Genomic DNA, 22,474 nt, shown 5'->3' on the forward strand with positions numbered 1-22,474 from the left:
AAGTTTTACATCTTACGAGTTATTGACTGATGACTGTTTACTGTTAACTGATATATCTGTTACCTTTTTCAAACAATAAGATTAAAACATACAGCAGGTACTTAAGTTATCAATAAAAAAATGATGCAATCAATTTATTCCGTAACTTAATTATAGACAGGGAGCATCCGTAATCATAGATTTTAAGAAGTTTTTCAATTTGATAAATAAAAACAAAGCAGCTCGAATCGATACTTTCAGTGTTTTAACTATCTTTGCACCCAAATGTATAAAGAACAACCGTTTAATAAACGATTATTATCATATACGAATTTCAATTATGAAGAAATATAACCTGATAAACAACGTCTTTGGTTGGTTTAGCTTTGCAGTGGCCGCTATTGTTTATTTAATGACCATCGAACCTACAGCCAGCTTCTGGGACTGCGGTGAGTTTATCACATCCGCCTTTAAGCTTGAAGTCGGCCATCCTCCGGGTGCGCCTTTCTTTATGCTCACCGGTAAGTTTTTCACATTATTCGCTTCTGATACTTCGCAGGTGGCAATGATGGTAAACAGTATGTCGGCATTGTTAAGCGCAGCAACGATCCTGTTCCTTTTCTGGACAATAACCCATCTTGCTAAAAAACTAATATACACGGACAACGAACAGGAAATGTCTTTAGGACAGCTTATCGCTATCATCGGTTGCGGTCTTATCGGGGCTCTGACATATACGTTTACCGATACATTCTGGTTTTCGGCTGTAGAAGGAGAAGTTTACGCCTATTCGTCCATGTTTACCGCCCTGGTTTTCTGGCTGATCCTGAAGTGGGAAAACAGAGCGGACAAGGAAGGCTCCGACAAATGGCTGGTAATTATAGCTTATGCCATGGGATTGTCTATCGGCGTCCATCTGCTCAACCTGCTGTGTATCCCTGCCATTGTTCTGGTATATTACTTTAAGAAATCGAAAAATGTAAACCTTAAAGGTACATTAATAGCTTTGGCCGGCTCCCTGTTTCTGGTTGTAATACTGATGTACGGTATCATTCCGGGCTTTACCAAAGTAGGCGGCTGGTTTGAAAAACTATTCGTCAACGGATTAGGATTCTCATACAACACAGGTGCTCTCACATATATACTGTTGATCGTAATATCCATCATATGGGGGCTTTATGAAACCCTTTCGGCCAAAGGCAGTCTGGGCAGGGCTAAAGCAGCATTTGTGATTTGCATGGCATTAAGCGGTGTTACATTTATCGGCGACAATATCTTACTCTGGATAGTATTGCTGGGAGGCCTTATCGGATTCTGCATTTTTTACAAGAAAATCAATTTCAGGTTTCTGAATACAACCATTCTTTGCCTGATGGTGATCCTGATAGGATATTCATCGTTTGCACTCATTCCTATCCGTTCCATCGCCAATACACCGATGGATCAGAACTCTCCGGAAAACGTATTTACACTGGCCAGTTACCTCAACCGTGAACAATATGGCGACAGGCCGTTATTCTATGGCAAGACATATGCTTCTTCCGAAAAAAGAGACGCCAATGGCCGCCTCGAACCACCTGTGAGTGAAAAACAAAGTTTTGATAAGGTTGTAAAAAAATCACCAGACCAAAAGGACGAGTATGTGGTAACAGGTACTATCCCTACTTATGGTTACACCAATACCATGTTACTGCCCCGCATGTATTCTACCGAAGACAGGCATCTGCTCGGTTATCAGATATGGGCGGATATAAAAGATACTTCCGTACCTCCGACAATGTTCGAGAATTTGAAATTCTTCTTTGATTATCAGTTGGATTTTATGTACTTCCGCTATTTCATGTGGAACTTCTCAGGACGCCAGAATGACGTTCAGGCAACCGGAGGACCTAGTAACGGCAACTGGATCACAGGCATCAGTTTTGTGGATGAATTACTCGGGCGTGGCCCTCAGGGCAACCTGCCTCCCGATATAGCAGAAAACAAAGGCCATAACAAATACTATATGCTGCCTCTTATACTCGGGATTCTGGGTATAGCCTTCCAATTGACAAGAGGAAAAAAAGGCGAGCAACAATTCCTTGTTACATTCATGCTGTTCTTTATGACCGGTATCGCCATTATCATATACCTCAACCAGCAACCGTTCGAGCCGCGGGAACGTGACTATGCCTATGCAGGCTCGTTCTATGCGTTCTGTATCTGGATAGGGTTTGGGGTTGCATTTATCTGGCGCCTGTTAAAGAAAGTATTACCGGAAACTCCTGCCGCCGCCATAGCGACTGTAATTACCGTATTGGTTCCTATACAAATGGCGGGACAGAACTGGGACGACCATGACCGTTCGGACAGGTACACGATGCGTGACTTCGGGATGAATTACCTGCGTGGTTGCGAGCCGAACAGTATCCTGTTCTCTATGGGCGATAACGACACATTCCCTCTGTGGTATGCGCAGGAAGTAGAAGGATTCCGCACCGATGTGCGCGTATGTAACTTAAGTTACCTGCAAACCGACTGGTATGTGGATCAAATGCGCCGTCAGGCATACGATTCACCTCCTCTGCCAATAGAATGGGAGGAAGACCGCTATCATGGTGATAAAGGACAATCGGCATATGTATTCACCAAACGTGATATAGAGCGCCTGTTGGCCCGTGATTTGCAAAATACGAAAGAATCGTCAGCTTGGGCCGGAAGGATCAATTATGCCGACTATTACGACACGCAGGCATTCAAAGATACGATGGAAGTAAGCGAGGTGCTGAACATCCTGAAAACAATGGACAATTATGCACCACGCAATCCGTATGTTGAGAATGGAATCATAATCCCTTCCAGCATTTTCAAAATGCCAATTGATGAATCGAAAGTAGACTGGAATGCATTGGGGACAAGGCCAAAGCCTGAATTTATCTTTAATCTTGGAGACAATAAGGGCGGTATATATCGTCAGGAAATGATGATTATAGACATGCTGTACAATATCAATAAAGATGACTGGAAGCGTCCTATCTATTATGCCGTAACCATCGGTGAACCACCATTAAAACTTACCGCCCAGTCGATGCTGGAAGGTATCAATTACCGCATCACACCGGGAGTTATAGACAGTACAGGTGTAAATACCGAAGTGATGTTCGACAATATGGTAAACAAATACAAATGGGGAGGCATCGAAAATCCGAAAGTATATCTGGATGAAAACAACCTGAGGATGTGCCGCACATTCCGCCTGATGTTTGACCGCCTGGTTGCAGCCCTGCTGATGGAAGGAAAGAACGACAAGGCATTGCAGGCGCTGGACAGATGTATGGAAGCTATCCCGGCCAATACGGTTCCCCGTGGCGGAGAGTCTGTTTCATTTGCAGATGCTTATTATGAACTCGGACAAACGGAAAAGGCACAGAAAGTAATCGATGAGATCCTGTACCGGGTCGATGGCAGCCTGCAGTGGTATGCAAGCATGAAGCAGAGTCTTATGATCAATTGCACATCGGAAATCAGGGATCTGGTAAATACAGAAATCCAGATATTGGATACATACCAACGCTACGATAAGGCCAGATACGAAGCATATCTGCAAAAAGTGATGGCAAATGCCGAACTGTTTATGAGCAACAGGGTCAGTTTTAGCGACAGGAGTCACCCACTCGACTATCTGATGCGCATTTCGATGAGAGGTTTGTATATGACCGAAAGCGACACAGCCCTACGCAAAGATGCCGAATCTAAGATAGAACGTATCGGAGGAATGATGCAAAAATACAAGCCTGAGCTTTTACAAAAATATTATAGCAAATAAAACAAGATGGATAAAAGGATTTCCGGGAGCTTTCCGGAAATCCTCCTCTCTGAACGTTTATCATGTTTATAGAACAGCCCCCATTTATATACCGTATGCTCTTTCCGGGAGCATTTTGGAGAAAGCCTGTTGAAGGTGAAAAAACAATATATCTCACATTCGATGACGGGCCGATACCCGAAATCACCCCGTGGGTACTCGACCTGCTGGATAAGTACGACATCAAGGCTACTTTTTTCTGTGTCGGGGACAATGTGAGAAAGCATCCGGACATTTACAAGATGGTACTCGACCGTGGGCACCGGGTAGGTAACCATACATTCAACCATATCCAGGGGATCAGAACGTTCTCGAAGAGATACCTGAAAAATACGAAGCTGGCATCGGAATATATTGAATCGGATCTGTTCCGCCCGCCTCACGGACATATGAGGATACCGCAGTTCTTCACATTACGCAGATACTACAAAATCGTTATGTGGGATGTGGTAACGCGGGATTACAGTAAACTGATGACTCCTGAAAGGGTATTGGAAAATGTGAAGAAATATACTCGTGACGGCTCTATAATAGTATTCCACGATTCACTGAAAGCCGAAAAGAATATGAAATATGCCCTGCCCCGCAGCATCGAATGGCTGAAAGAACAGGGCTATACATTCAGGTTGTTATAAGTCTGGCTGTTATTTCGTTGCAGCAAAGGTTGCCGGATACTCTACCAGATACAGTATTTCTCCGCCCAACAGACGGATATAAGTAGAGAATTCCCGCTTGCCTTCCTTCAGCTCTATCACCCGGCATCCGTTCTTCCCTAAATTGTTATACTCCGTTTTGCCACCTGAGAAACGGCCGTAAGCAAGATATATATCATAGTAATTGCCTATGTAGTCATTATCATGGTCGTGACCTACAAATGTACCCATTACATCCCCTGCCTGGCGTATAGCTGCAAACATACCTGTATTCAGCTTTCCGTTGCATTCTTTCTCATCTTTGCTTCCTATCAGCTGATCGTATTTCTCAGCCTTCATTTGAGGATATTCTGCCAATGGAATATGGAAAAAGGCCAGCGCAGGATAAGGAACTCCTCCGTTTTCTTTTGTATATGCGGCACTTTGACTTCTATACCATTCTATCTGGTTGAAAGCAAACCAATCGTAAGTTCCCAGGCCTTTTACAGGAGTATATGCGCCTGAATCGAAGAAATAGAGGATCGCACTATTCTTGCTTTCATTCGAAGACTTCACTTCCAGTATATAATTACCTATACCCTTCAATGATTTGTCTCCGGCTTGGGCCAGACAGAAAGGTTTACTTACGGCATAATCCATCAGTTCCGCCCGGGACATTCCATGTTCATCATCATGATTACCAAAAATATATGCCCACGGTATCTTTCTTTCTATAACCGGGGTAAAAACATCATCAAGTCCCGCTATCACAGGTTTTGCATAAATAATATCCCCGGTAAAAACGACTAAATCCGGTTTCTCTGCATCCAATACTTCATTTATTAACTCAATCGCGACGGCAGAAGCCGGATTATTTTTTTGATAATGAATGTCCGTAAATTGTAATATTTTGAAAATACCTTTATTATTATATTTTAGAGTCTTGTTTTGTGCTGTCAGTGTTAATGAAAAAAGGATTAAAAGAATAATTGAGAGATTGCGCATGATTGATATATTTTTTATAATTAAACATTATGCTAAGATAAAAAATATAAATCATTATTTGTTCGTTTCATTTTTTTTATATCTTTGTGAAAACAAAAAGGAAGCGGAATGAATTTTCAATCAACAAATGCATATTGGTGGTGGCACTCTCAACTCAAAAAGTCGTGAGCCAATCTGGTATGTATTAAAATGAAAGTTTATAAAGATACAAAGCCTGTCGTACTCACGATAGGCTTTTTTTATGATAGAAAAAAATAAAAACAATATAAAATGGAAAAATTTACAGTTGACTCAAATGGCTTTTATGGAGAATTCGGAGGTGCTTACATTCCTGAGATACTCTATGACAATGTGGAAACATTAAAAAACTCTTATCTGGAAGTAATTAATGACCCATTATTCCGGAAAGAATATAATGATCTGTTAAGGGACTATGCAGGCCGCCCCTCTCCTCTTTTTCTGGCAGAAAGACTCTCCCAAAAACATGGCTGTAAAATATACCTGAAACGTGAAGATCTTAATCATACAGGTTCCCATAAAATAAACAATGCAATAGGCCAGATACTGATCGCGAAGCGGATGGGAAAAACCCGCATCATTGCAGAAACCGGAGCGGGACAACACGGAGTGGCTACTGCTACAGTATGTGCCCTGATGAATCTCGAATGCATTGTATATATGGGAGCTACGGATGTAGAACGCCAAAAACTGAACGTGCAGAAAATGGAAATGCTGGGAGCGAAGGTAGTTCCCGTTACCAGCGGCAATATGACTCTTAAAGACGCAACAAATGAAGCCATACGCGACTGGTGCTCCAACCCCTCAGACACATACTACGTGATCGGTTCTACCATAGGACCTCATCCTTATCCCGATATGGTTGCACGCCTGCAATCGGTTATCAGTGAAGAAATCCGCAAGCAACTGCTTGAAAAGGAAGGCCGCGAAACGCCCGATTATGTAATGGCATGCGTTGGCGGGGGAAGTAATGCTGCAGGAACAATCTACCATTTCATAGATGAACCGGATGTGAGAATCGTCCTTGCCGAGGCAGCCGGTAAAGGTATCGATTCAGGTGAGTCTGCTGCGACCATTCATTTAGGAAAGCTAGGTATTATACATGGATGTAAAACTCTGATAATGCAGTCGGAAGACGGACAAATCGAAGAACCCTATTCCATTTCCGCCGGACTCGATTATCCGGGCATCGGCCCTATACATGCCCATTTGGCTCAGACTGGACGCTCGGAAGTATTAGCCGTAACAGACGACGAAGCAATGCAGGCTGCCTTCGAACTGACAAGGTTGGAAGGAATCATTCCGGCTATAGAATCAGCTCATGCTTTAGGAGCACTAGATAAGATGGAATTCAAAGCAGAAGATGTTATTGTTCTTTGTCTCTCAGGGCGCGGAGATAAAGATATGGAGACGTATATAAACTACAAAAAATAAAGACATGGAATACAACATACAAGTCAAAACCAAAAATCTCCTCGCCGATCTACAAACGCCCGTAGGCATATACCTGAAAGTTAGAGATATATATCCCGAATCGGCTCTATTGGAAAGTTCCGATTATCATGGTGGCGAAAACAGTTATTCATTTATCGGGATAAGTCCGATAGCCCGTTTCAAGGTAGACAATAATGAAATAACCTATACCTATCCTGATAATACAGCCAAACAGGAAATATTGTCAGAGGGCGAGAAACTAACAGATAAATTCCATGATTTTATAGGACAGTTCGATGTACAGGGCGAAAACAAGACAAACATAAACGGATTCTTCGGATACACTTCATACGATGCTATCCGTTATTTCGAAGCGGTAGACCCAGTTAATAAAAAACTGAACAATGCCGATATTCCGGAGTTCTATTATATCCTGTACCGCTTTATCCTCGTCATCAATCATCTGAAAAATGAGCTGACCATAGTAGAGAATATAGTCGACGGCACAGAAGAAAAAATGCAGGAACTGGAAGCTATTGTGATGAACAACAACATCGCGTCCTACAACTTCGAAGCTATCGGCAGCGAGCAATCGATGATTACTGACGAAGAGCATCAGGGAATGATACGAAAAGGAATTGCCCATTGCAAACGGGGGGATGTGTTTCAGATTGTCCTTTCACGGTGCTTTACGCAGAAGTTTGCGGGTGACGATTTCAAAGTATACCGTTCCTTGCGTTCCATCAATCCTTCCCCATATTTATTTTACTTCGATTTCGGTTCTTTCCGCATCTTCGGCTCTTCACCCGAAACCCACTGCAAAATCACAAAAGGCAAAGCCTATATAGACCCTATTGCCGGTACTTATTTCCGTACGGGAGACGATGAGAAAGACCGCATCCTGTCCGAGAATTTACTCAAAGACGAAAAGGAAAATGCCGAACACGTCATGCTTGTCGATCTTGCCCGCAACGACCTCAGCCGCAATTGCCACGATGTGAAAGTGGATTTCTATAAGAATGTGCAGTTCTACTCGCATGTCATCCATCTGGTTTCGCGTGTAAGCGGTATAGTAGACGAGAGCAGGAATAACATTTCTGTTTTTGCAGACACTTTTCCCGCAGGAACACTATCCGGTGCGCCTAAGGTAAGAGCCATGCAACTGATACGCGACATAGAAAAGCAAATGCGCGGAGTCTATGGTGGCTGTATCGGGTATATCGGATTCAACGGCGATCTCAATCAGGCCATCACTATCCGTACTTTCCTCAGCCGGAACAATACGCTTTATTATCAGGCAGGCGGGGGAATCGTTTCCAAATCGAATCCTGAAACAGAAGTTATGGAAGTAAAAAATAAACTGGGAGCATTAGCAAAAGCTGTAAAAGCAGCAGTAGAATTAAAAAATTAATGTAGCCATTAGCTGATAGCCGTTAGCTATTAGCTACAAGGAATAAATAATGATTATGGTAATAAAGCTATCAGCTAACGGCTAATAGCTAAAAGCTTTAAAATATGAAAATATTGATCTTCGACAATTACGACTCATTCACATACAATCTCGTTCATTTGGTTAAAGAACTGGGATTTACTGATGTGGATGTACACAGAAACGATAAAATTGCTTTGGAAGATATTGCAAAGTATGACAAGATAATCCTTTCTCCGGGACCGGGTATCCCGTCCGAAGCCGGATTGCTTCTGCCTCTGATTAAAGAATATGCAGGTAAAAAACCGATTCTGGGAGTATGTCTGGGACATCAGGCAATAGGAGAAGCCTTTGGTGCGAAACTGACTAATCTGGAAGATGTGTATCATGGTGTGGCCACCAGAATAGAAGTTATAAGGCCCGATTACCTGTTCAACGGGTTAGATAAAACCCTGGAAGTGGGGCGTTATCATTCATGGATAGTGGATAATAATGATTTACCGGAAAGCATCGAAGTTACCGCGGTAGACGATAACGGACAGATAATGGCGCTCCGTCATAAAGAATATGATATACATGGAGTCCAATTCCACCCCGAATCGGTACTGACACCAACCGGTGAAACGATAGTAAGAAATTTTTTAAATAACTAATTTATAGATACAAGTAAACAAGATACAAGATATGAGTTTAAACTTGTCTACTTGTTTACTCGCCAACTCGTTAACTAACAAAATCATGAACAAGAAAATCTTATTAAGCGAAAACGACATTCCAAGGAGCTGGTATAATATTGTAGCGGATATGAAAAACAAGCCGCTTCCACCTCTTCACCCGGGAACAAAAAAACCGTTAGAAGTAAGTGACTTAGAACCAATATTCGCGACAGAACTTGCCAGGCAGGAATTAAACGATACCGACCGCTGGATAGAAATCCCGGAACCAATAAGGGAATTATATAAGAATTACCGTCCGACCCCGTTGGTACGCGCCTATGGTTTGGAAAAGGCATTGGATACTCCTGCGCATATCTATTTTAAGAATGAAAGTGTCAGTCCTGTAGGTTCACACAAACTGAACTCGGCAATAGCACAGGCATATTACTGTAAAGAGCAGGGAATAACAAATATCACAACCGAAACCGGCGCAGGACAATGGGGTGCCGCCTTATCATATGCGGCAAATCACTTTGGCCTGGATCTGGCAGTTTATATGGTAAAGATAAGCTATCACCAAAAGCCTTACCGTCGTTCAATCATGCAGACATATGGCGCGGAGGTTATAGCATCGCCAAGTATGAGTACCAAAGCCGGACGTAAGATTATTACAGAAAATCCTAATTATCAGGGTAGTCTTGGTACTGCAATTTCCGAAGCGGTGGAATTGGCTTTAAATACTCCGAACTGCAGATATACCTTAGGCAGTGTATTGAATCATGTATCGCTTCACCAGACCATCATCGGCCTGGAGGCAGAAAAGCAAATGGAAATGGCGGGAGAATATCCGGATGTAGTAATCGGCTGTTTTGGAGGTGGATCGAACTTCTCCGGAATTACTTTTCCATTCTTGCGTCATAAACTGACCGGAGGAAAAGATATTCGTCTTGTGGCGGCGGAACCGGCGTCATGCCCGAAATTAACCCGTGGTAAATTTGAGTACGACTTTGGGGATGAAGTCGGATATACCCCTCTTTTACCGATGTACACTTTAGGCCATAATTTTGCTCCTGCAAATATCCATGCCGGAGGACTTCGTTATCATGGGGCAGGAACTATCGTCAGCCAGTTGAAAAAAGACGGATACATAGAGGCTGTGGATGTGAAGCAACTCGATACATTCGAGGCCGCCATATTATTCGCTAAATCGGAAGGTATAATCCCGGCCCCTGAGTCCTCTCATGCCATTTATGCCGCCATTCAGGAAGCCTTGAAGGCAAAAGAAGAAGGCCGGCAAAAAACAATCCTGTTCAATCTGTCAGGTCATGGACTTATCGATATGGCTTCTTATGACCGTTATTTCGATGGCGAATTATCTAACCATGAGTTGAGCGACGAGGAAATTGCCAAAACAACGGATATGTTGGAAAAATTAGTATAAAATAAGCTAGCAAAATGAAACAGATACTCAACAGGCTTTTTGAACATCAGTACCTCAACCGCACCGAGGCAAAGGAAATACTGACTAATATGGCAGCAGGCAACTACAATGAATCCCAGATTGCCGCGTTTATCAGTGTATTCCTTATGCGGAGCATCAGTGTAGACGAATTCCTCGGATTTTCCGATGCACTGCTGGATTTGCGGGCAAATGTAGACGCACTGGCCGCATACAACCCGATAGACATTGTAGGTACGGGCGGCGACAACAAAAACACCTTTAATATATCCACGCTTGCCTGTTTCGTTACGGCGGGGGCAGGATACAAAGTGGCCAAGCACGGTAATTATGGGGCTACATCTGTCAGTGGCGCATCCAATGTGATGGAACAGCATGGAGTGAAATTCACCGCCGATGTCAGCAAGCTGGAAGAGTCTCTCGATAAAACCAACATCGCTTATATGCATGCCCCATTGTTCAACAATGCCCTGAAAGTGGTTGCGCCCGTTCGCAAAGCACTGGGAGTACGAACATTCTTCAACATGCTGGGACCTGTTGTAAACCCCATAAAGCCCAAAAGAACAGTATTAGGCGTTTTCAACCTGAAAATGGCGCGGTTGTATTCCTACATGTATCAACAGACCGATGTCGATTATTCTATCGTACATGGTTTAGACGGATATGATGAGATCTCACTAACGGGGGATTTCAAGATAATCAATAAATTTGAAGAGAAAATCTATACTCCCGAACAGGTCGGATTTGACCGTTGCCTGGAACTGGAACTGGATGGAGGTAATACTCCCGAAGATGCTTCAACGATTTTCGACAATGTTATCGGTAACACGGCAACCAAAGCTCAGACAAATGCTGTTATAGCGAATGCGGCAACAGCAATACAAACTATAAATCCACAGCTTTCTTTCGAAGGTGCGATAGCTGAAGCACGTGAATCGTTAGAGAGTGGAAAAACAAAGGAAACGTTTTTGAAGTTCCTGACGTTAAATACATAACAGTTTTGGTATGAAATCACAAAATGAAGCCCTGCATTGCTCTCTCAACGAAGTGAGGATGAACATTGATAAAATAGATGCGGAACTGATCGGATTGATTGCAAAACGCAGTAAATTTGTATCGCAGGATGTCCGGTTCAAACAATCGGCGCAGGATGTTGTTGCTCCTGACAGGGTAAGCTCCGTAATATCCAAAGTGAGAACTCTGGCCGAAGAATCCGGACTAAACCCTGTGGTGGCAGAGAAAGTGTACAGGGCTATGATAAATGCGTTTATCAATGAGGAATTAGCCGAGTTCGATTCTTTATATAAAGAAATAAAGCAGTCATATTATTAAGATGAAAAAAGTACTGATAATTAACGGCCATCCCGATAGGGAAAGCTTTTGTTTCGGATTGCACCAAAGCTACAAAAAGGGTGCTTTAGAGGAAGGTAATGAAGTAAAAGAAATTATCCTTACGGATATGATCTTTAACCCTATACTGATGTATGGTTACCGTAAGCGGACAGAGCTAGAGCCTGATTTGCTGGAAGCATGGGAAAAGCTAAAATGGGCAGAACATATTGTCTGGATTTACCCTACATGGTGGGCGTCACCTCCTGCGCTATTGAAAGGGTTTATAGAACGTATTTTCCTCCCGGGATTTACATTCGAATATCAGGAAAAATCTCCGTTTCCCAAAAAGCTGTTTACAGGAAAAACTTCCGAAATAATCAGTACAATGGACGCTCCTGTCTTCTATTACAAATGGATTGTAAAAGACATTGGAGGAAAGATGATCAGAAAAGATATCGGCGCATTTTGCGGTATAAAAAATATCCGGACTACTTATCTGGCAACAATAAAAACATCGACTCCCGAACAGCGGGAAAAATGGTTGAACAAAATAGAGCTTATCGCTCGTAAATAATGGAGAACAAAATACAAACAATATCAAAAGGACGTATACGGATAGCAATCTTCTTCCTGTATTTTTGTACAGGATTATGCTTCTCGAGTTGGGCCAGCCGCATTCCCGACATTAAAACAACATTAGGACTGGGAGATGCAGCATGGGGTACAATTCTACTGATGATACCAATAGGGCAAATATGCGGTATGACGATTTCGGGCCTCCTTATTTCGAAAGTCGGAAGCAAGAAAATATTGCCTGTTGCGCTCGTAGGATATGTAGCAGCCCTGCTGTTCATCGGGTTATCAGCCAGTGAATATGCACTGATTATCAGCCTGATTATTTTCGGATTCTTCGGGAACTTCTGCAATATATCCGTCAATACGCAGGCTGTGACACTCGAAACGACTTACAACAAACCCATTATGGCATCCTTCCACGGAGGATGGAGTTTTGCCGGACTCACCGGAGCCAGTGTCGGGTTGCTGATGGCATCGTTAAAACTATTGCCTGTCTATCATTTTGCCATTATCGGACTACTTGTCTTTATTACATTACTCATCAACAGACCGTTCTTGCAAGCAGACCTGAAAAAAGAAAAAGACCCGGCGCAGGCAGCAAATAAGAAGAAAAATAAACCCGAAACATTCCTTTTCCTGCTAGGCATAGTCGCATTTTGCGGGATGGCTGCAGAAGGGGCCATGTCTGACTGGAGCGGGCTCTACCTCATCGATGTGGTAGGTACACCGAATCATCTGGCGCCAATAGGACTGGCCGCGTATATGATAACCATGGCATCGGGCCGTTTCCTGATAGATAAAGCAACCCAGAAGTGGGGAAGAAAAAGGGTTATACAAACAGGAGGAATCCTTATATCTGTGGGTTTATTCACCGCGGTAGCTTTTCCTCATTTTATTACTACCATTATTGCATTTATGATTATCGGGTTCGGAACCGCCGGAATCGTTCCCACCATATACAGCATCGCCGGACAAAAGACCAGAATACCAACAAGTATAGCGCTTACAATAGTTTCCAGTGTCAGCTTCCTCGGATTTCTGATGGGGCCTCCGCTGATAGGATACATCGCCAGTGTAACCAATCTACGGTATTCTTATGCCTTGATAGGCTTGTTCGGAATATGTATAGTTGTATTAGCTTCTACTATTAAGATTCTTAAATATGATAAGATTGAACTCCGCAAAACAGATATAAAATGAGCAACATATTAGATAAGATAATCGCCAACAAAAAGATAGAGGTTGCCAGGCAAAAATCGCTGGTTTCTATCAGTGAAATGGAGAAAAAGATTACAGATATCCGCATAAACTCGTTCAAGGCTGCATTGGCAGATTCACCGACCGGGATCATAGCCGAATTCAAACGCCGCTCCCCATCGCGTGACTGGATATTTAAGGATGCTGAAATCTCCGATGTTATTCCACTTTACTCAAAAAACGGAGCCAGTGCCATATCAGTACTCACCGACATGGACTTCTTCGGAGGTAATCTCACCGATCTGGCACAAGCAAGAGAGTTAACCCAAACTCCTCTGTTGAGAAAAGATTTTATGATTGACGAATATCAGCTTTATCAGGCAAGACTGGCAGAAGCCAGCGCGATACTTCTCATTGCTTCGGCATTGACTGTACAGGAAACGAAACAACTGGCGGCAAAAGCTAAGGAGTTAGGACTCGATGTATTACTCGAAATACACAGCGAGCAAGAGTTAGGCCATATCAATAACAAAGTAGATGTAGTAGGTGTAAATAATCGTAACCTCGGCACATTCGCCACTGATGTGCAAATATCATTCGATCTGGCAGATAAAATCCCCGGTGAGTTTGTAAAAATATCGGAAAGCGGTATTTCACAACCCCAGACAGTAATTGAGCTCCGGCAGGCAGGATATAAAGGATTCCTCATGGGTGAAAACTTTATGAAAACCGGCAATCCGGGCAAGGCTCTCGAAGACTTTATAAAACAACTGGCATGAAGATAAAAGTCTGTGGGATGAAGTATCCCGGTAATATAAGGGATTTGTCCAAACTTCCGGTCAGCTATATGGGAATGATATTCTATGATAAATCGCCACGGTTTGCTGACGGGCTGACATTTGACGATGTAAATATATTGCCGTCTTATATACAACGTGTAGGTGTATTCGTCGATGCAGACTTTAATTTTATCATGGAGAAGATGAATAAGTACAATCTCAGTCTCGTACAGCTACATGGCTCCGAATCTGCTGCTTTCTGTAAAGAACTGGATGAAACGATACCCGTTATTAAGGCTTTCAATGTTTCGGACGTCTCCGACTTCGGCCAGACAAAAGCCTATGAAGATGCGTGCAGTTATTTCCTCTTCGATACAAAGACGCCTCAACATGGAGGCTCAGGACTAAAATTCGACTGGCAGATACTGGATGCATATACAGGCAAACGCAATTTCTTCCTAAGTGGCGGTATTTCCATCGGAGACACTGAAAGCATAAAGAAAATACAACACCCGAAGTTCTACGGAATCGACCTCAACAGCAAATTCGAGACAGAGCCGGGACTGAAAGATATAACACGATTACAGCAATTTATAAAAGCATTAGAACTATGAACAGGATTAAACAACTATTCGAAAAGAAACAGAAAGATATATTATCCATATACTTTACAGCAGGATTTCCCAACCTGAATGACACCCGCGATGTTATCCGCGAACTGGAAGCCAACGGCATTGACCTTATCGAAATCGGCATCCCGTTTTCCGACCCTATGGCCGACGGCCCTACGATTCAGGATAGCGGAACGATAGCATTAAAGAATGGCATGACGCTCAAAATCCTGTTCAGCCAGTTGAAAGATATCCGCAAAGAGGTGAATATTCCCCTTATTATGATGGGCTACCTGAATCCCATTATGCAATACGGATTTGAAAACTTCTGTAAACAATGTAAGGAAACCGGTATAGACGGGGCTATTATTCCCGACCTCCCTTTCAATGATTATATCAATGAATTTAAACCCATTGCCGATAAATACGATATCAAGATAGTGATGCTTATCACACCTGAAACTTCGGAAGAACGTATCCGCCTGATAGATGAACATACCGACAGTTTTATCTACATGGTATCATCCGCTGCAACAACAGGCGCTCAAAAGAGTTTTGACGACAAGAAGCAGGATTATTTCCGCCGTATCAATTCCATGAACCTGCGCAATCCGCGCCTTATCGGATTCGGCATTTCTAACAAAGCGACATTGGATGCAGCACAGGCAAATGCCAGCGGAGCAATCATCGGCAGTAAATTCATTACTTTGCTGAAAGAAAGCCAAGATATAAAGGCAGCCGTTAAAGCATTGAAAGAGACATTGAATAATTAACAAAGAAAATTTGTATCTTCGTGGCTTAATTAATTATAACACAACTCTTTCAAGATAAGAATGTCGAAATCCGTTGATTATATAAAACAGGCAGGCAACTTTCTTTACAAATATAAGTTTACCATCCTCTGTCTTGCTTACTTCTGTACAATATCCGTTCTGGCGTTGTACATAGTCAGCAAGCCCGCATTAATCAATGCATTATCGTTCATCCTTGTTCTCAACATCCTGGCTAAGACCAGATATACCCTGTGGCTGTCACTCATACTGTCCGTCATCGTTTCATTCGATGCCTACTTTGCCTTTGTCTATTCCAATCAGATGTCGATAGGCACAATGGCCTCCGTACTGGAGACAAATGCCTCGGAAGCATTCGGCGTAATGTCTGAAGCCATATTCGCCGCTTTGGGATGTCTGGCTGCAAGCACTTTCCTTATACTGATGTCGCAGCGGGAACTGAAAGAAAGCAAATTTCCACGAAAGATATCCGTCATCCTGTTACTCGGTTACTGGATTATAATAATGCCCGCTATCTGTTACTGGAAAGTAAAATCCCTGAAATGGGAGAATTTTATAGAGACATTTCCGGTAATCGGGACCAATGCCGTTATCGCAGCCAACTTTCCGCTTGTTTACATCGATATTTCCACGTTCATCGCGTACCAGCACGAGAGGTACCAGATGAAACAGTTCCTGAGACTGGAGAAACGGATGCCTGCCGGAATCACTTTCGACGAAAGTAAAGATAGCCCGGAAAAGATATTCTTCATCATAGGAGAAAGTGCTTCCCGGTCACACTATTCGCTTTATGGCTACAAAGAAAAGACCAGTCCTTTTTTCGATAGCCTGGCTTTAGTTCAACCGAAAGTTCTGGATTACTACAATGCCTATTCTCCCGCATCCATTACCCGTGACGCCCTGCGTATTATCCTTTCATTCTCCACACCAAACGATATAAAGCCATTCTTCGAGAATTTCAGTATCATCGACATGGCCAATAAGGCGGGATACGAGACTATATGGCTCTCCAACCAGGATAAGCTGGGCGAAAGCGACAGTTACATCGGCTTCGTGTCGGCAAACGCATCTCAGTCGATGTACGAAAAAGCCATTATAAGGGAAGACTTTACGCTGCTCGACCATCTGAAAGAAACATATAGTCCGGATAAAAAACAGTTCTTCGTCATCCATCTCAATGGCAGCCATGTACCATATGGCGAGCGTTACGATGATGTGGATGAAAGAGCACTGCCCGGCAGCAAGACCAAAACCAGAGAATATGACCGTTCAATCCACCATACCGACAGGCTGCTGCGTTCTATCTATCAGATAATGAAGCGAAACAACTCGTCTGTCCTTTATTATTTCTCCGACCATGCCGAACTGGTAGAAGGTGGAGGACACGGAGTCCTGGTAATGGACCACAACCTGTTCGATACACCGCTGGTGACTATCAACAATAGTCCTGTTCCTGTCGATTCCATTGTGAGGCGGTATGCAGACCCTGACACTTCACTGATAAACAGTTCGAACAGTATATTCATCATCTCCGAAATAATGGGCTATAATGTATCCGACGAAAATGTGAAAAAAGCGGTGGAAGACGGAAAATATATTTTTCATGTGGATAAAAATGCTTACTTGTATAAAGATTTACTACTGGATCAGTAAACAGTCGGCAGTAAATAACCTGTAACTGTTAAAAGGTAACAAAGGTAACACTTGTTTCAGTTAACAGTAAACAGTCATCAGTTAACAACTTGTATCTCGTATCTTGTTTACTCGTATCTTGTTTACTTGTAACTCGTAACTGCCCAAAGGGCGAAGTAACTCGTAACTGCTTTAATCAATACTTCAAAGAGCTCTAAGCTAACAGCTAAAGGCTGAAGCCTCTTGTTATATAGATAAAGTTCTTTCAAAAAAGTAGGGACGAATTTCGATTCGCCCCTACAATATATATCATTCTCTCCCTAAAACCTCAACTCAACCGGCTCACTTCTTTTACCCCTTTCACTGTTTTGAGTTTCTTTATCAGGCCATTCAGCATATCCGTATTATTCAGCATTACGGATATACTTCCATGAAAGAGCCCGTCGTTGGAATCGATGCTGATAGAACGCATACTGATGCCCGACTCCTTGGAGATTATGGACGTCAGGTTATTGATAATACCGATGTCATCGTTTCCTATCACGCGAAGTGTAACCGTATAAGTAGAACCCGATTTTCCCGACCATCGGGCAGGGATAACCCTGTATGCGAAACGTGAAAACATATCGTGAGCATTCGGACAGTTCTTGCGGTGTATTTTTATCCCCTGCGAAGACACAAAGCCGAATATATCATCCCCATAAATGGGATTACAACACCTGGCCAGCTTATAATCCACACCTGTAAGATTTTTGTCGAGTATAAGTTCCTCTTTGCTTAACGTCTCCTTTGCTATTTCCAGATTCTGAGGAACATAATTCTCCGCGCTGACCGCCTCATGCTTATCATGCTGTTCGGTTTCTTTTTTCTCCAGCTCTACGTACTGATCTATCACCGAATTCACATCGAGGCTTTCTTCCGCTATCTTTATATAAAAATCGGTAATGGTCTTAAAGCCGAGCTTCTTTATCATCCGCATCATTATCGACTCGTTGATTTCTATCTTACGATTCTTGACACGGCGTTTGAGCATTTCCTTCGCTATCTCCACCTGTTTGTTGGCCTCTTCTTTCAGGCTCTGACGAATCTTATTCTTCGCTTTGGAGGTAGTGACAAAGTTCAGCCAGTCCTGTTTCGGCGACTGGTTGGGAGAAGTAACTATTTCTATCTGGTCCCCGTTCTTGAGCTTATGGCGGATAGATACATTCTTTCCATTCACTTTTCCCGATACACAGGTAGAACCTATACGGGAGTGGATGGCAAAGGCAAAATCGAGGATGGTAGCCCCATATGGCAGCTTATGCAAATCACCTTTGGGCGTGAATACATAAATCTCCTCATCGTAAAGATCCAATTTGAAATTCTCAAGTTTCTCTCCCGAATCCAGGTTCTTATTCTCCAGCATTTCCCTGAGGCTGGTCAGCCAGTCATCCATCTTCGACTGGCTTTTCACTCCCTTATATTTCCAGTGGGCAGCAAGTCCGCGCTCGGCTATTTCATCCATTCTCTTAGTCCGGATCTGCACCTCTACCCAGCGTGATTCGGGCCCCATAACTGTGGTGTGCAATGATTCGTAACCATTACTTTTCGGGATGGATAGCCAGTCTTTGAGCCGTTTCGGATTAGGTGTGTACATATCCGTCACAATGGAGTAAACCTGCCAGCATTCGGCCTTTTCCTTTTCCATCTCCGAGTTAAGGATGATACGGATAGCAAAGAGGTCGTAAATAGATTCGAAGTCTATCTTCTGCTTCTTCAGCTTATTATTGATGGACGAAATGGATTTCACCCGTCCTTTTATGTCATATTTCAGCCCTGTTTCCTTCAGTTTGGCATCTATGGGCTGAATAAATTCCGCGATGTATTTATCACGGGCATCCTTACTCTCACTCAATTTGCTGAGGATATAATCATAAGCTTCACGGTCGGTATATTTCAGGTAAAGGTCTTCGAGTTCGGTCTTTATATTATACAGCCCCAGTTTATGAGCCAAAGGAGTATACAGATACGAAACTTCTATGGCAAGTTTTAAACGATACTGTTCGCTGTACTTCTCGGCACATCTTATTTTATGCAGGCGGCTGGCAATCTTGATAAGGATTACCCGCATATCTTCGGCTAATGAGATCAGCAATTTTATATAATTGTCCGAAGCCATCGCCGATTCGTTCATCTCCAGCGCGTTTACCTTTATCAGCCCGGTAACGATATCGGCGATATCCTGACCGAAAAGTTTTTTCACCTCAGCATCTGTAATTATTTTATGAACAACCGGGCGGTAAAGGATCAGCGCTATTATGGAGGCGCTCTTCAGTCCCAGTTCTTCCATCAGTATGATGCTCGTACTTACAGTAAGATCTGTTATGCTGCCTATCTTTTCATCCTTTTGATAGACGTTTTCCGACATGGCCCTCTTCACCACCGAGCGAAGTTTTTTCAGTTCTTCGGCCGTAAGGTTTGCCGTCAGGCCCTTCACCAGTCTCTTAAACTTGGAATAGGTCAGTCCATCTGCATTATATGTAGGGTTATTGTTATTATCCATTGCTTCGTGCTGCTTATATCTGTTTAAAGGGATAATACATTATTCTTGATAATCGGGTATAAAATTAATTCTTTTCTGATAGTATAACGCCTTTTTTGGGCGGATGTTTTCATTTTTCTCAATTTGGTTAGCATTAAGCAACAGAAAATCAGGCAAAGCATATTAAGTAAATGATAATAATAATTATTGTCGCCTTTGTCATTTTGAACGAAGTGAAAAATCTCTTGTGTAATAAGGAACGAGATTCTTCGTTTCACTCAGAAACAACGTTCGGCAGAGCGAAGCGGAGCCAATGACAAACGAGAATATACAACATTATATTCTTTTTACTACTTAACTTTGTCATACAACAAATAAGAGTTGTGAAAGGAAATTAATTTAATATAACAATCCTGCAAAAAAAGGAAGCAAAATCAAGATAGAACTATACTTAAGGCTATTTTTGTATAGAATTAATTATTATTTGAAAACAAAGCAATTACAATATGAAACCGAATGATTACGCAAAACTCGAAAAAGATTATAGTTTCAAAAAAAACTATCTGAATAGCACCCTATGGTGGAAAAACATACTCATGGTACCACCTGTATGCCTCCTCTTTGTCGGATTAGCCGGCATACTGTACTTATTTAATCTCGACAAACTCGTATCCTGGTATATTATTCCATACCTGTTACTCTTTGTTGTAGGCACCATATTGCTAAAAGCGATAAAGAAGCATATACAAAAAACAGCAATCAACAAACCGGATTCTTTCCTGATCTGCCTGGCCAAGCCTATCGGGGGGAAAGACGGATATACCTATGCCGCATTTGTAAAAGACAGCCACAGGCATAACAAATATTATATTGCAGACGAAATAAAGGATATATATACAGATGATATTTTAAACAATCATAATGAACCCTTCAGGAAAAAGACAGTGCTTATCCATAACGATGAAACCGGTTCCGGTCTATATATAAGGGCATTTCCCAACAGGGATATGAACCGGCGGTGTCCGGCATGGCGCGAAGATGAACTCATCCCTGTATTGTATATCAATGATAAATACACGTTTATCATCAAAAAGAAAGATCTGGTAATCGCCGGTTAGTTATCAGATCTCCCGAAAACTCATAACCTATAATTTATAACTCATAACTAAAATCCCTATCTTTGCATCTAAATATAATACAAACTATATGAAGATTCTTTTGATAGGCGAATACAGCCGTGCACATCTCACTCTGGCTGAAGGATTACGGTCTTTAGGACATGAGGTACTGACAGCTTCGGATGGCGACGGGTTTAAAAACTATCCGCGCGATGTGGACCTGAGCCGGAAGAGTTCGGGAGTGACAGATACTCTTTCCAGTATGCTATCTGTACTTAGCAAGTTCGGGGAGTTTAAAGGATATGATGTCGTGCAACTAATAAACCCCTGCTTCACTACCCAGAATGTACGGATCAACGATTACCTGTATAAGAAACTGAAAAAGAACAACAAGAAAGTCTTTATGGGTGCTTTCGGCGATGACTCGTATTGGGTAAACGCCTGTCTGGGAAACAAGATATTCGACTATTCCGAATTTTTTGTCGATGGCAAAGCTATCAATGTCGATTTCAATCAACGGTTCATAGATAAATGGATAGGCACGCCGCTCGAAGCATTTAACCGCAGGCTGGCAAAGGATGTGGATGGGATTGCAGCCTGCCTGTATGAATATTACAAAGCATATGAACCTTTCTTCCCCGATAAGCTGAGATATATCCCCTTGCCGATGAACATTTCGGAAATAGAATTTCAGCCGATACCCGAAGAGCCCGAAAAAGTAAACTTCTTTATCGGAATCAACAAAGTACGTGAGAAGTTTAAAGGTACCGATGTGATGGAGAAGGCACTGGCCAGAATCAAAGACAAGTACCCGGATAAAGTAATCGTTACGCGGGTCGAATCTGTCAGCTATGATGTATATCAGCAACTGATGTCGCAGGCACACGTGGTACTCGACCAGCTATATTCGCACACCCCGGCGATGAACGCCTTATTGGCAATGGCCCAGGGAAAAGTTGTTGTAGGCGGAGGAGAGCCATATATCTATGATTTATACGGCGACACATCCAATCAGCCGATTGTAAATGTACATCCGCACGAAGACGATGTGTTCGATAAACTGGAATGGCTGGTATTGAACAAAAAGGATATTCCGGAAATATCGGGAAAGAGCCGCCAATTTGTTGAAACAAATCATGACTATGTGACAGTGGCAAAGAAATACCTGGATTTCTGGAGGTTATAAAATTGCAACAGAGTATCGTCCACTTAGCAGATGCCTGATACATCGAATAATATTTTTTTAACATTTTCGTTCAAAAACTTGTTTAATATTCTTTTTGAATGTATTTTTATGGAATATTCTCTAGATATAAAGACAAAAATGTCATATTTTTTACAATATATAACACACTGTACACCATTTTTTCTTCCTGAAAATTTGGCTGTTAGCTATATCTTGTTAGAGAGAGAGAGAGAGAGAGAGAGAGAGAGAGAGAGAGAGAGAGAGAGAGAGAGAGA

The 22,474-nt window shown here is 42.4% G+C and carries 18 protein-coding genes; 16 read left to right on the forward strand and 2 right to left on the reverse strand.

Translation table 11 applies throughout. The features are described 5' to 3' along the window. Window positions 1-319 precede the first annotated feature (319 nt). Both ACFO6W_RS01590 and ACFO6W_RS01595 read left to right on the forward strand, forming a co-directional pair. Window positions 320-3,784 (forward strand): DUF2723 domain-containing protein, encoded by a 3,465-nt coding sequence (locus tag ACFO6W_RS01590; RefSeq protein ID WP_379993553.1) that lies wholly within the window; start codon window positions 320-322, stop codon window positions 3,782-3,784. 62 nt (window positions 3,785-3,846) lie between these two features. Continuing rightward, on the forward strand, window positions 3,847-4,458 hold the full coding sequence (locus tag ACFO6W_RS01595; protein ID WP_379993554.1) for a polysaccharide deacetylase family protein: 612 nt from the start codon (window positions 3,847-3,849) through the stop codon (window positions 4,456-4,458). A 9-nt stretch (window positions 4,459-4,467) separates the two neighbouring features. On the opposite strand, the gene ACFO6W_RS01600 is transcribed toward ACFO6W_RS01595, so the two are convergent. After that, complete coding sequence (locus ACFO6W_RS01600; protein ID WP_379993555.1) at window positions 4,468-5,460, reverse strand: metallophosphoesterase family protein; 993 nt, start codon at window positions 5,458-5,460, stop codon at window positions 4,468-4,470. A 270-nt stretch (window positions 5,461-5,730) separates the two neighbouring features. On the opposite strand from ACFO6W_RS01600, the gene trpB reads away from it, so the two are divergent. From trpB to ACFO6W_RS01660, 12 genes are all read left to right on the forward strand, one after another. Beyond that, a complete protein-coding gene (gene trpB / locus ACFO6W_RS01605; RefSeq protein WP_379993556.1) occupies window positions 5,731-6,912 on the forward strand; it encodes a tryptophan synthase subunit beta in 1,182 nt (393 codons plus the stop codon). A 4-nt stretch (window positions 6,913-6,916) separates the two neighbouring features. Next, complete coding sequence (locus ACFO6W_RS01610; protein ID WP_379993557.1) at window positions 6,917-8,323, forward strand: anthranilate synthase component I family protein; 1,407 nt, start codon at window positions 6,917-6,919, stop codon at window positions 8,321-8,323. A gap of 104 nt (window positions 8,324-8,427) precedes the next feature. After that, on the forward strand, window positions 8,428-8,994 hold the full coding sequence (locus ACFO6W_RS01615) for an anthranilate synthase component II (RefSeq protein WP_379993558.1): 567 nt from the start codon (window positions 8,428-8,430) through the stop codon (window positions 8,992-8,994). A gap of 82 nt (window positions 8,995-9,076) precedes the next feature. Then, the gene (locus ACFO6W_RS01620; RefSeq protein WP_379993595.1) at window positions 9,077-10,438 is read left to right on the forward strand and encodes a TrpB-like pyridoxal phosphate-dependent enzyme; all 1,362 of its coding nucleotides are present in this window, start codon (window positions 9,077-9,079) and stop codon (window positions 10,436-10,438) included. Between the two features lie 14 nt (window positions 10,439-10,452). Further along, entirely contained in the window at window positions 10,453-11,451 is a 999-nt protein-coding gene (gene trpD / locus ACFO6W_RS01625) for an anthranilate phosphoribosyltransferase (RefSeq protein WP_379993559.1), read from the forward strand. Between the two features lie 10 nt (window positions 11,452-11,461). After that, complete coding sequence (locus tag ACFO6W_RS01630) at window positions 11,462-11,788, forward strand: chorismate mutase (protein WP_379993560.1); 327 nt, start codon at window positions 11,462-11,464, stop codon at window positions 11,786-11,788. A 1-nt stretch (window position 11,789) separates the two neighbouring features. After that, entirely contained in the window at window positions 11,790-12,362 is a 573-nt protein-coding gene (locus ACFO6W_RS01635; RefSeq protein ID WP_379993561.1) for an NAD(P)H-dependent oxidoreductase, read from the forward strand. Beyond that, complete coding sequence (locus ACFO6W_RS01640) at window positions 12,362-13,564, forward strand: MFS transporter (protein WP_379993562.1); 1,203 nt, start codon at window positions 12,362-12,364, stop codon at window positions 13,562-13,564. Before ACFO6W_RS01635 ends, ACFO6W_RS01640 begins: the two co-directional genes overlap by 1 nt. Beyond that, window positions 13,561-14,340, forward strand: coding sequence for an indole-3-glycerol phosphate synthase TrpC (gene trpC, locus ACFO6W_RS01645; protein WP_379993563.1), 780 nt, complete (start codon window positions 13,561-13,563; stop codon window positions 14,338-14,340). Before ACFO6W_RS01640 ends, trpC begins: the two co-directional genes overlap by 4 nt. Next, window positions 14,337-14,954 (forward strand): phosphoribosylanthranilate isomerase, encoded by a 618-nt coding sequence (locus ACFO6W_RS01650; protein WP_379993564.1) that lies wholly within the window; start codon window positions 14,337-14,339, stop codon window positions 14,952-14,954. The genes trpC and ACFO6W_RS01650 overlap by 4 nt, the downstream gene beginning before the upstream one ends. Next, window positions 14,951-15,724: a tryptophan synthase subunit alpha gene (gene trpA, locus ACFO6W_RS01655; protein WP_379993565.1), complete on the forward strand. Its 774-nt coding sequence runs from the start codon at window positions 14,951-14,953 to the stop codon at window positions 15,722-15,724. The genes ACFO6W_RS01650 and trpA overlap by 4 nt, the downstream gene beginning before the upstream one ends. A 60-nt stretch (window positions 15,725-15,784) precedes the next feature. After that, window positions 15,785-17,395: a sulfatase-like hydrolase/transferase gene (locus ACFO6W_RS01660; protein WP_379993566.1), complete on the forward strand. Its 1,611-nt coding sequence runs from the start codon at window positions 15,785-15,787 to the stop codon at window positions 17,393-17,395. A 307-nt stretch (window positions 17,396-17,702) separates the two neighbouring features. On the opposite strand, the gene ACFO6W_RS01665 is transcribed toward ACFO6W_RS01660, so the two are convergent. Further along, complete coding sequence (locus ACFO6W_RS01665; RefSeq protein WP_379993567.1) at window positions 17,703-19,916, reverse strand: RelA/SpoT family protein; 2,214 nt, start codon at window positions 19,914-19,916, stop codon at window positions 17,703-17,705. A gap of 485 nt (window positions 19,917-20,401) precedes the next feature. Between ACFO6W_RS01665 and ACFO6W_RS01670 the strand changes: the two genes are divergently transcribed. Further along, the gene (locus tag ACFO6W_RS01670; protein ID WP_379993568.1) at window positions 20,402-21,013 is read left to right on the forward strand and encodes a hypothetical protein; all 612 of its coding nucleotides are present in this window, start codon (window positions 20,402-20,404) and stop codon (window positions 21,011-21,013) included. Between the two features lie 88 nt (window positions 21,014-21,101). Then, window positions 21,102-22,199 (forward strand): glycosyltransferase family protein, encoded by a 1,098-nt coding sequence (locus tag ACFO6W_RS01675; RefSeq protein ID WP_379993569.1) that lies wholly within the window; start codon window positions 21,102-21,104, stop codon window positions 22,197-22,199. Window positions 22,200-22,474 lie beyond the last annotated feature (275 nt).

Origin of the sequence: Dysgonomonas termitidis (genome assembly GCF_042654545.1) — a bacterium.
Lineage (GTDB): Bacteria > Bacteroidota > Bacteroidia > Bacteroidales > Dysgonomonadaceae > Dysgonomonas > Dysgonomonas termitidis.

Coding starts and splice junctions, on each gene's coding strand:
- ACFO6W_RS01670 (WP_379993568.1), top strand. CDS start 20,402: ATGAAACCGAATGATTACGCAAAACTCGAAAAAGATTATAGTTTCAAA.
- trpA (WP_379993565.1), top strand. CDS start 14,951: ATGAACAGGATTAAACAACTATTCGAAAAGAAACAGAAAGATATATTA.
- ACFO6W_RS01610 (WP_379993557.1), top strand. CDS start 6,917: ATGGAATACAACATACAAGTCAAAACCAAAAATCTCCTCGCCGATCTA.
- ACFO6W_RS01630 (WP_379993560.1), top strand. CDS start 11,462: ATGAAATCACAAAATGAAGCCCTGCATTGCTCTCTCAACGAAGTGAGG.
- ACFO6W_RS01640 (WP_379993562.1), top strand. CDS start 12,362: ATGGAGAACAAAATACAAACAATATCAAAAGGACGTATACGGATAGCA.
- ACFO6W_RS01615 (WP_379993558.1), top strand. CDS start 8,428: ATGAAAATATTGATCTTCGACAATTACGACTCATTCACATACAATCTC.
- ACFO6W_RS01665 (WP_379993567.1), bottom strand. CDS start 19,916: ATGGATAATAACAATAACCCTACATATAATGCAGATGGACTGACCTAT.
- ACFO6W_RS01595 (WP_379993554.1), top strand. CDS start 3,847: ATGTTTATAGAACAGCCCCCATTTATATACCGTATGCTCTTTCCGGGA.
- trpD (WP_379993559.1), top strand. CDS start 10,453: ATGAAACAGATACTCAACAGGCTTTTTGAACATCAGTACCTCAACCGC.
- ACFO6W_RS01650 (WP_379993564.1), top strand. CDS start 14,337: ATGAAGATAAAAGTCTGTGGGATGAAGTATCCCGGTAATATAAGGGAT.
- ACFO6W_RS01600 (WP_379993555.1), bottom strand. CDS start 5,460: ATGCGCAATCTCTCAATTATTCTTTTAATCCTTTTTTCATTAACACTG.
- ACFO6W_RS01635 (WP_379993561.1), top strand. CDS start 11,790: ATGAAAAAAGTACTGATAATTAACGGCCATCCCGATAGGGAAAGCTTT.
- ACFO6W_RS01590 (WP_379993553.1), top strand. CDS start 320: ATGAAGAAATATAACCTGATAAACAACGTCTTTGGTTGGTTTAGCTTT.
- ACFO6W_RS01660 (WP_379993566.1), top strand. CDS start 15,785: ATGTCGAAATCCGTTGATTATATAAAACAGGCAGGCAACTTTCTTTAC.
- trpB (WP_379993556.1), top strand. CDS start 5,731: ATGGAAAAATTTACAGTTGACTCAAATGGCTTTTATGGAGAATTCGGA.
- trpC (WP_379993563.1), top strand. CDS start 13,561: ATGAGCAACATATTAGATAAGATAATCGCCAACAAAAAGATAGAGGTT.
- ACFO6W_RS01675 (WP_379993569.1), top strand. CDS start 21,102: ATGAAGATTCTTTTGATAGGCGAATACAGCCGTGCACATCTCACTCTG.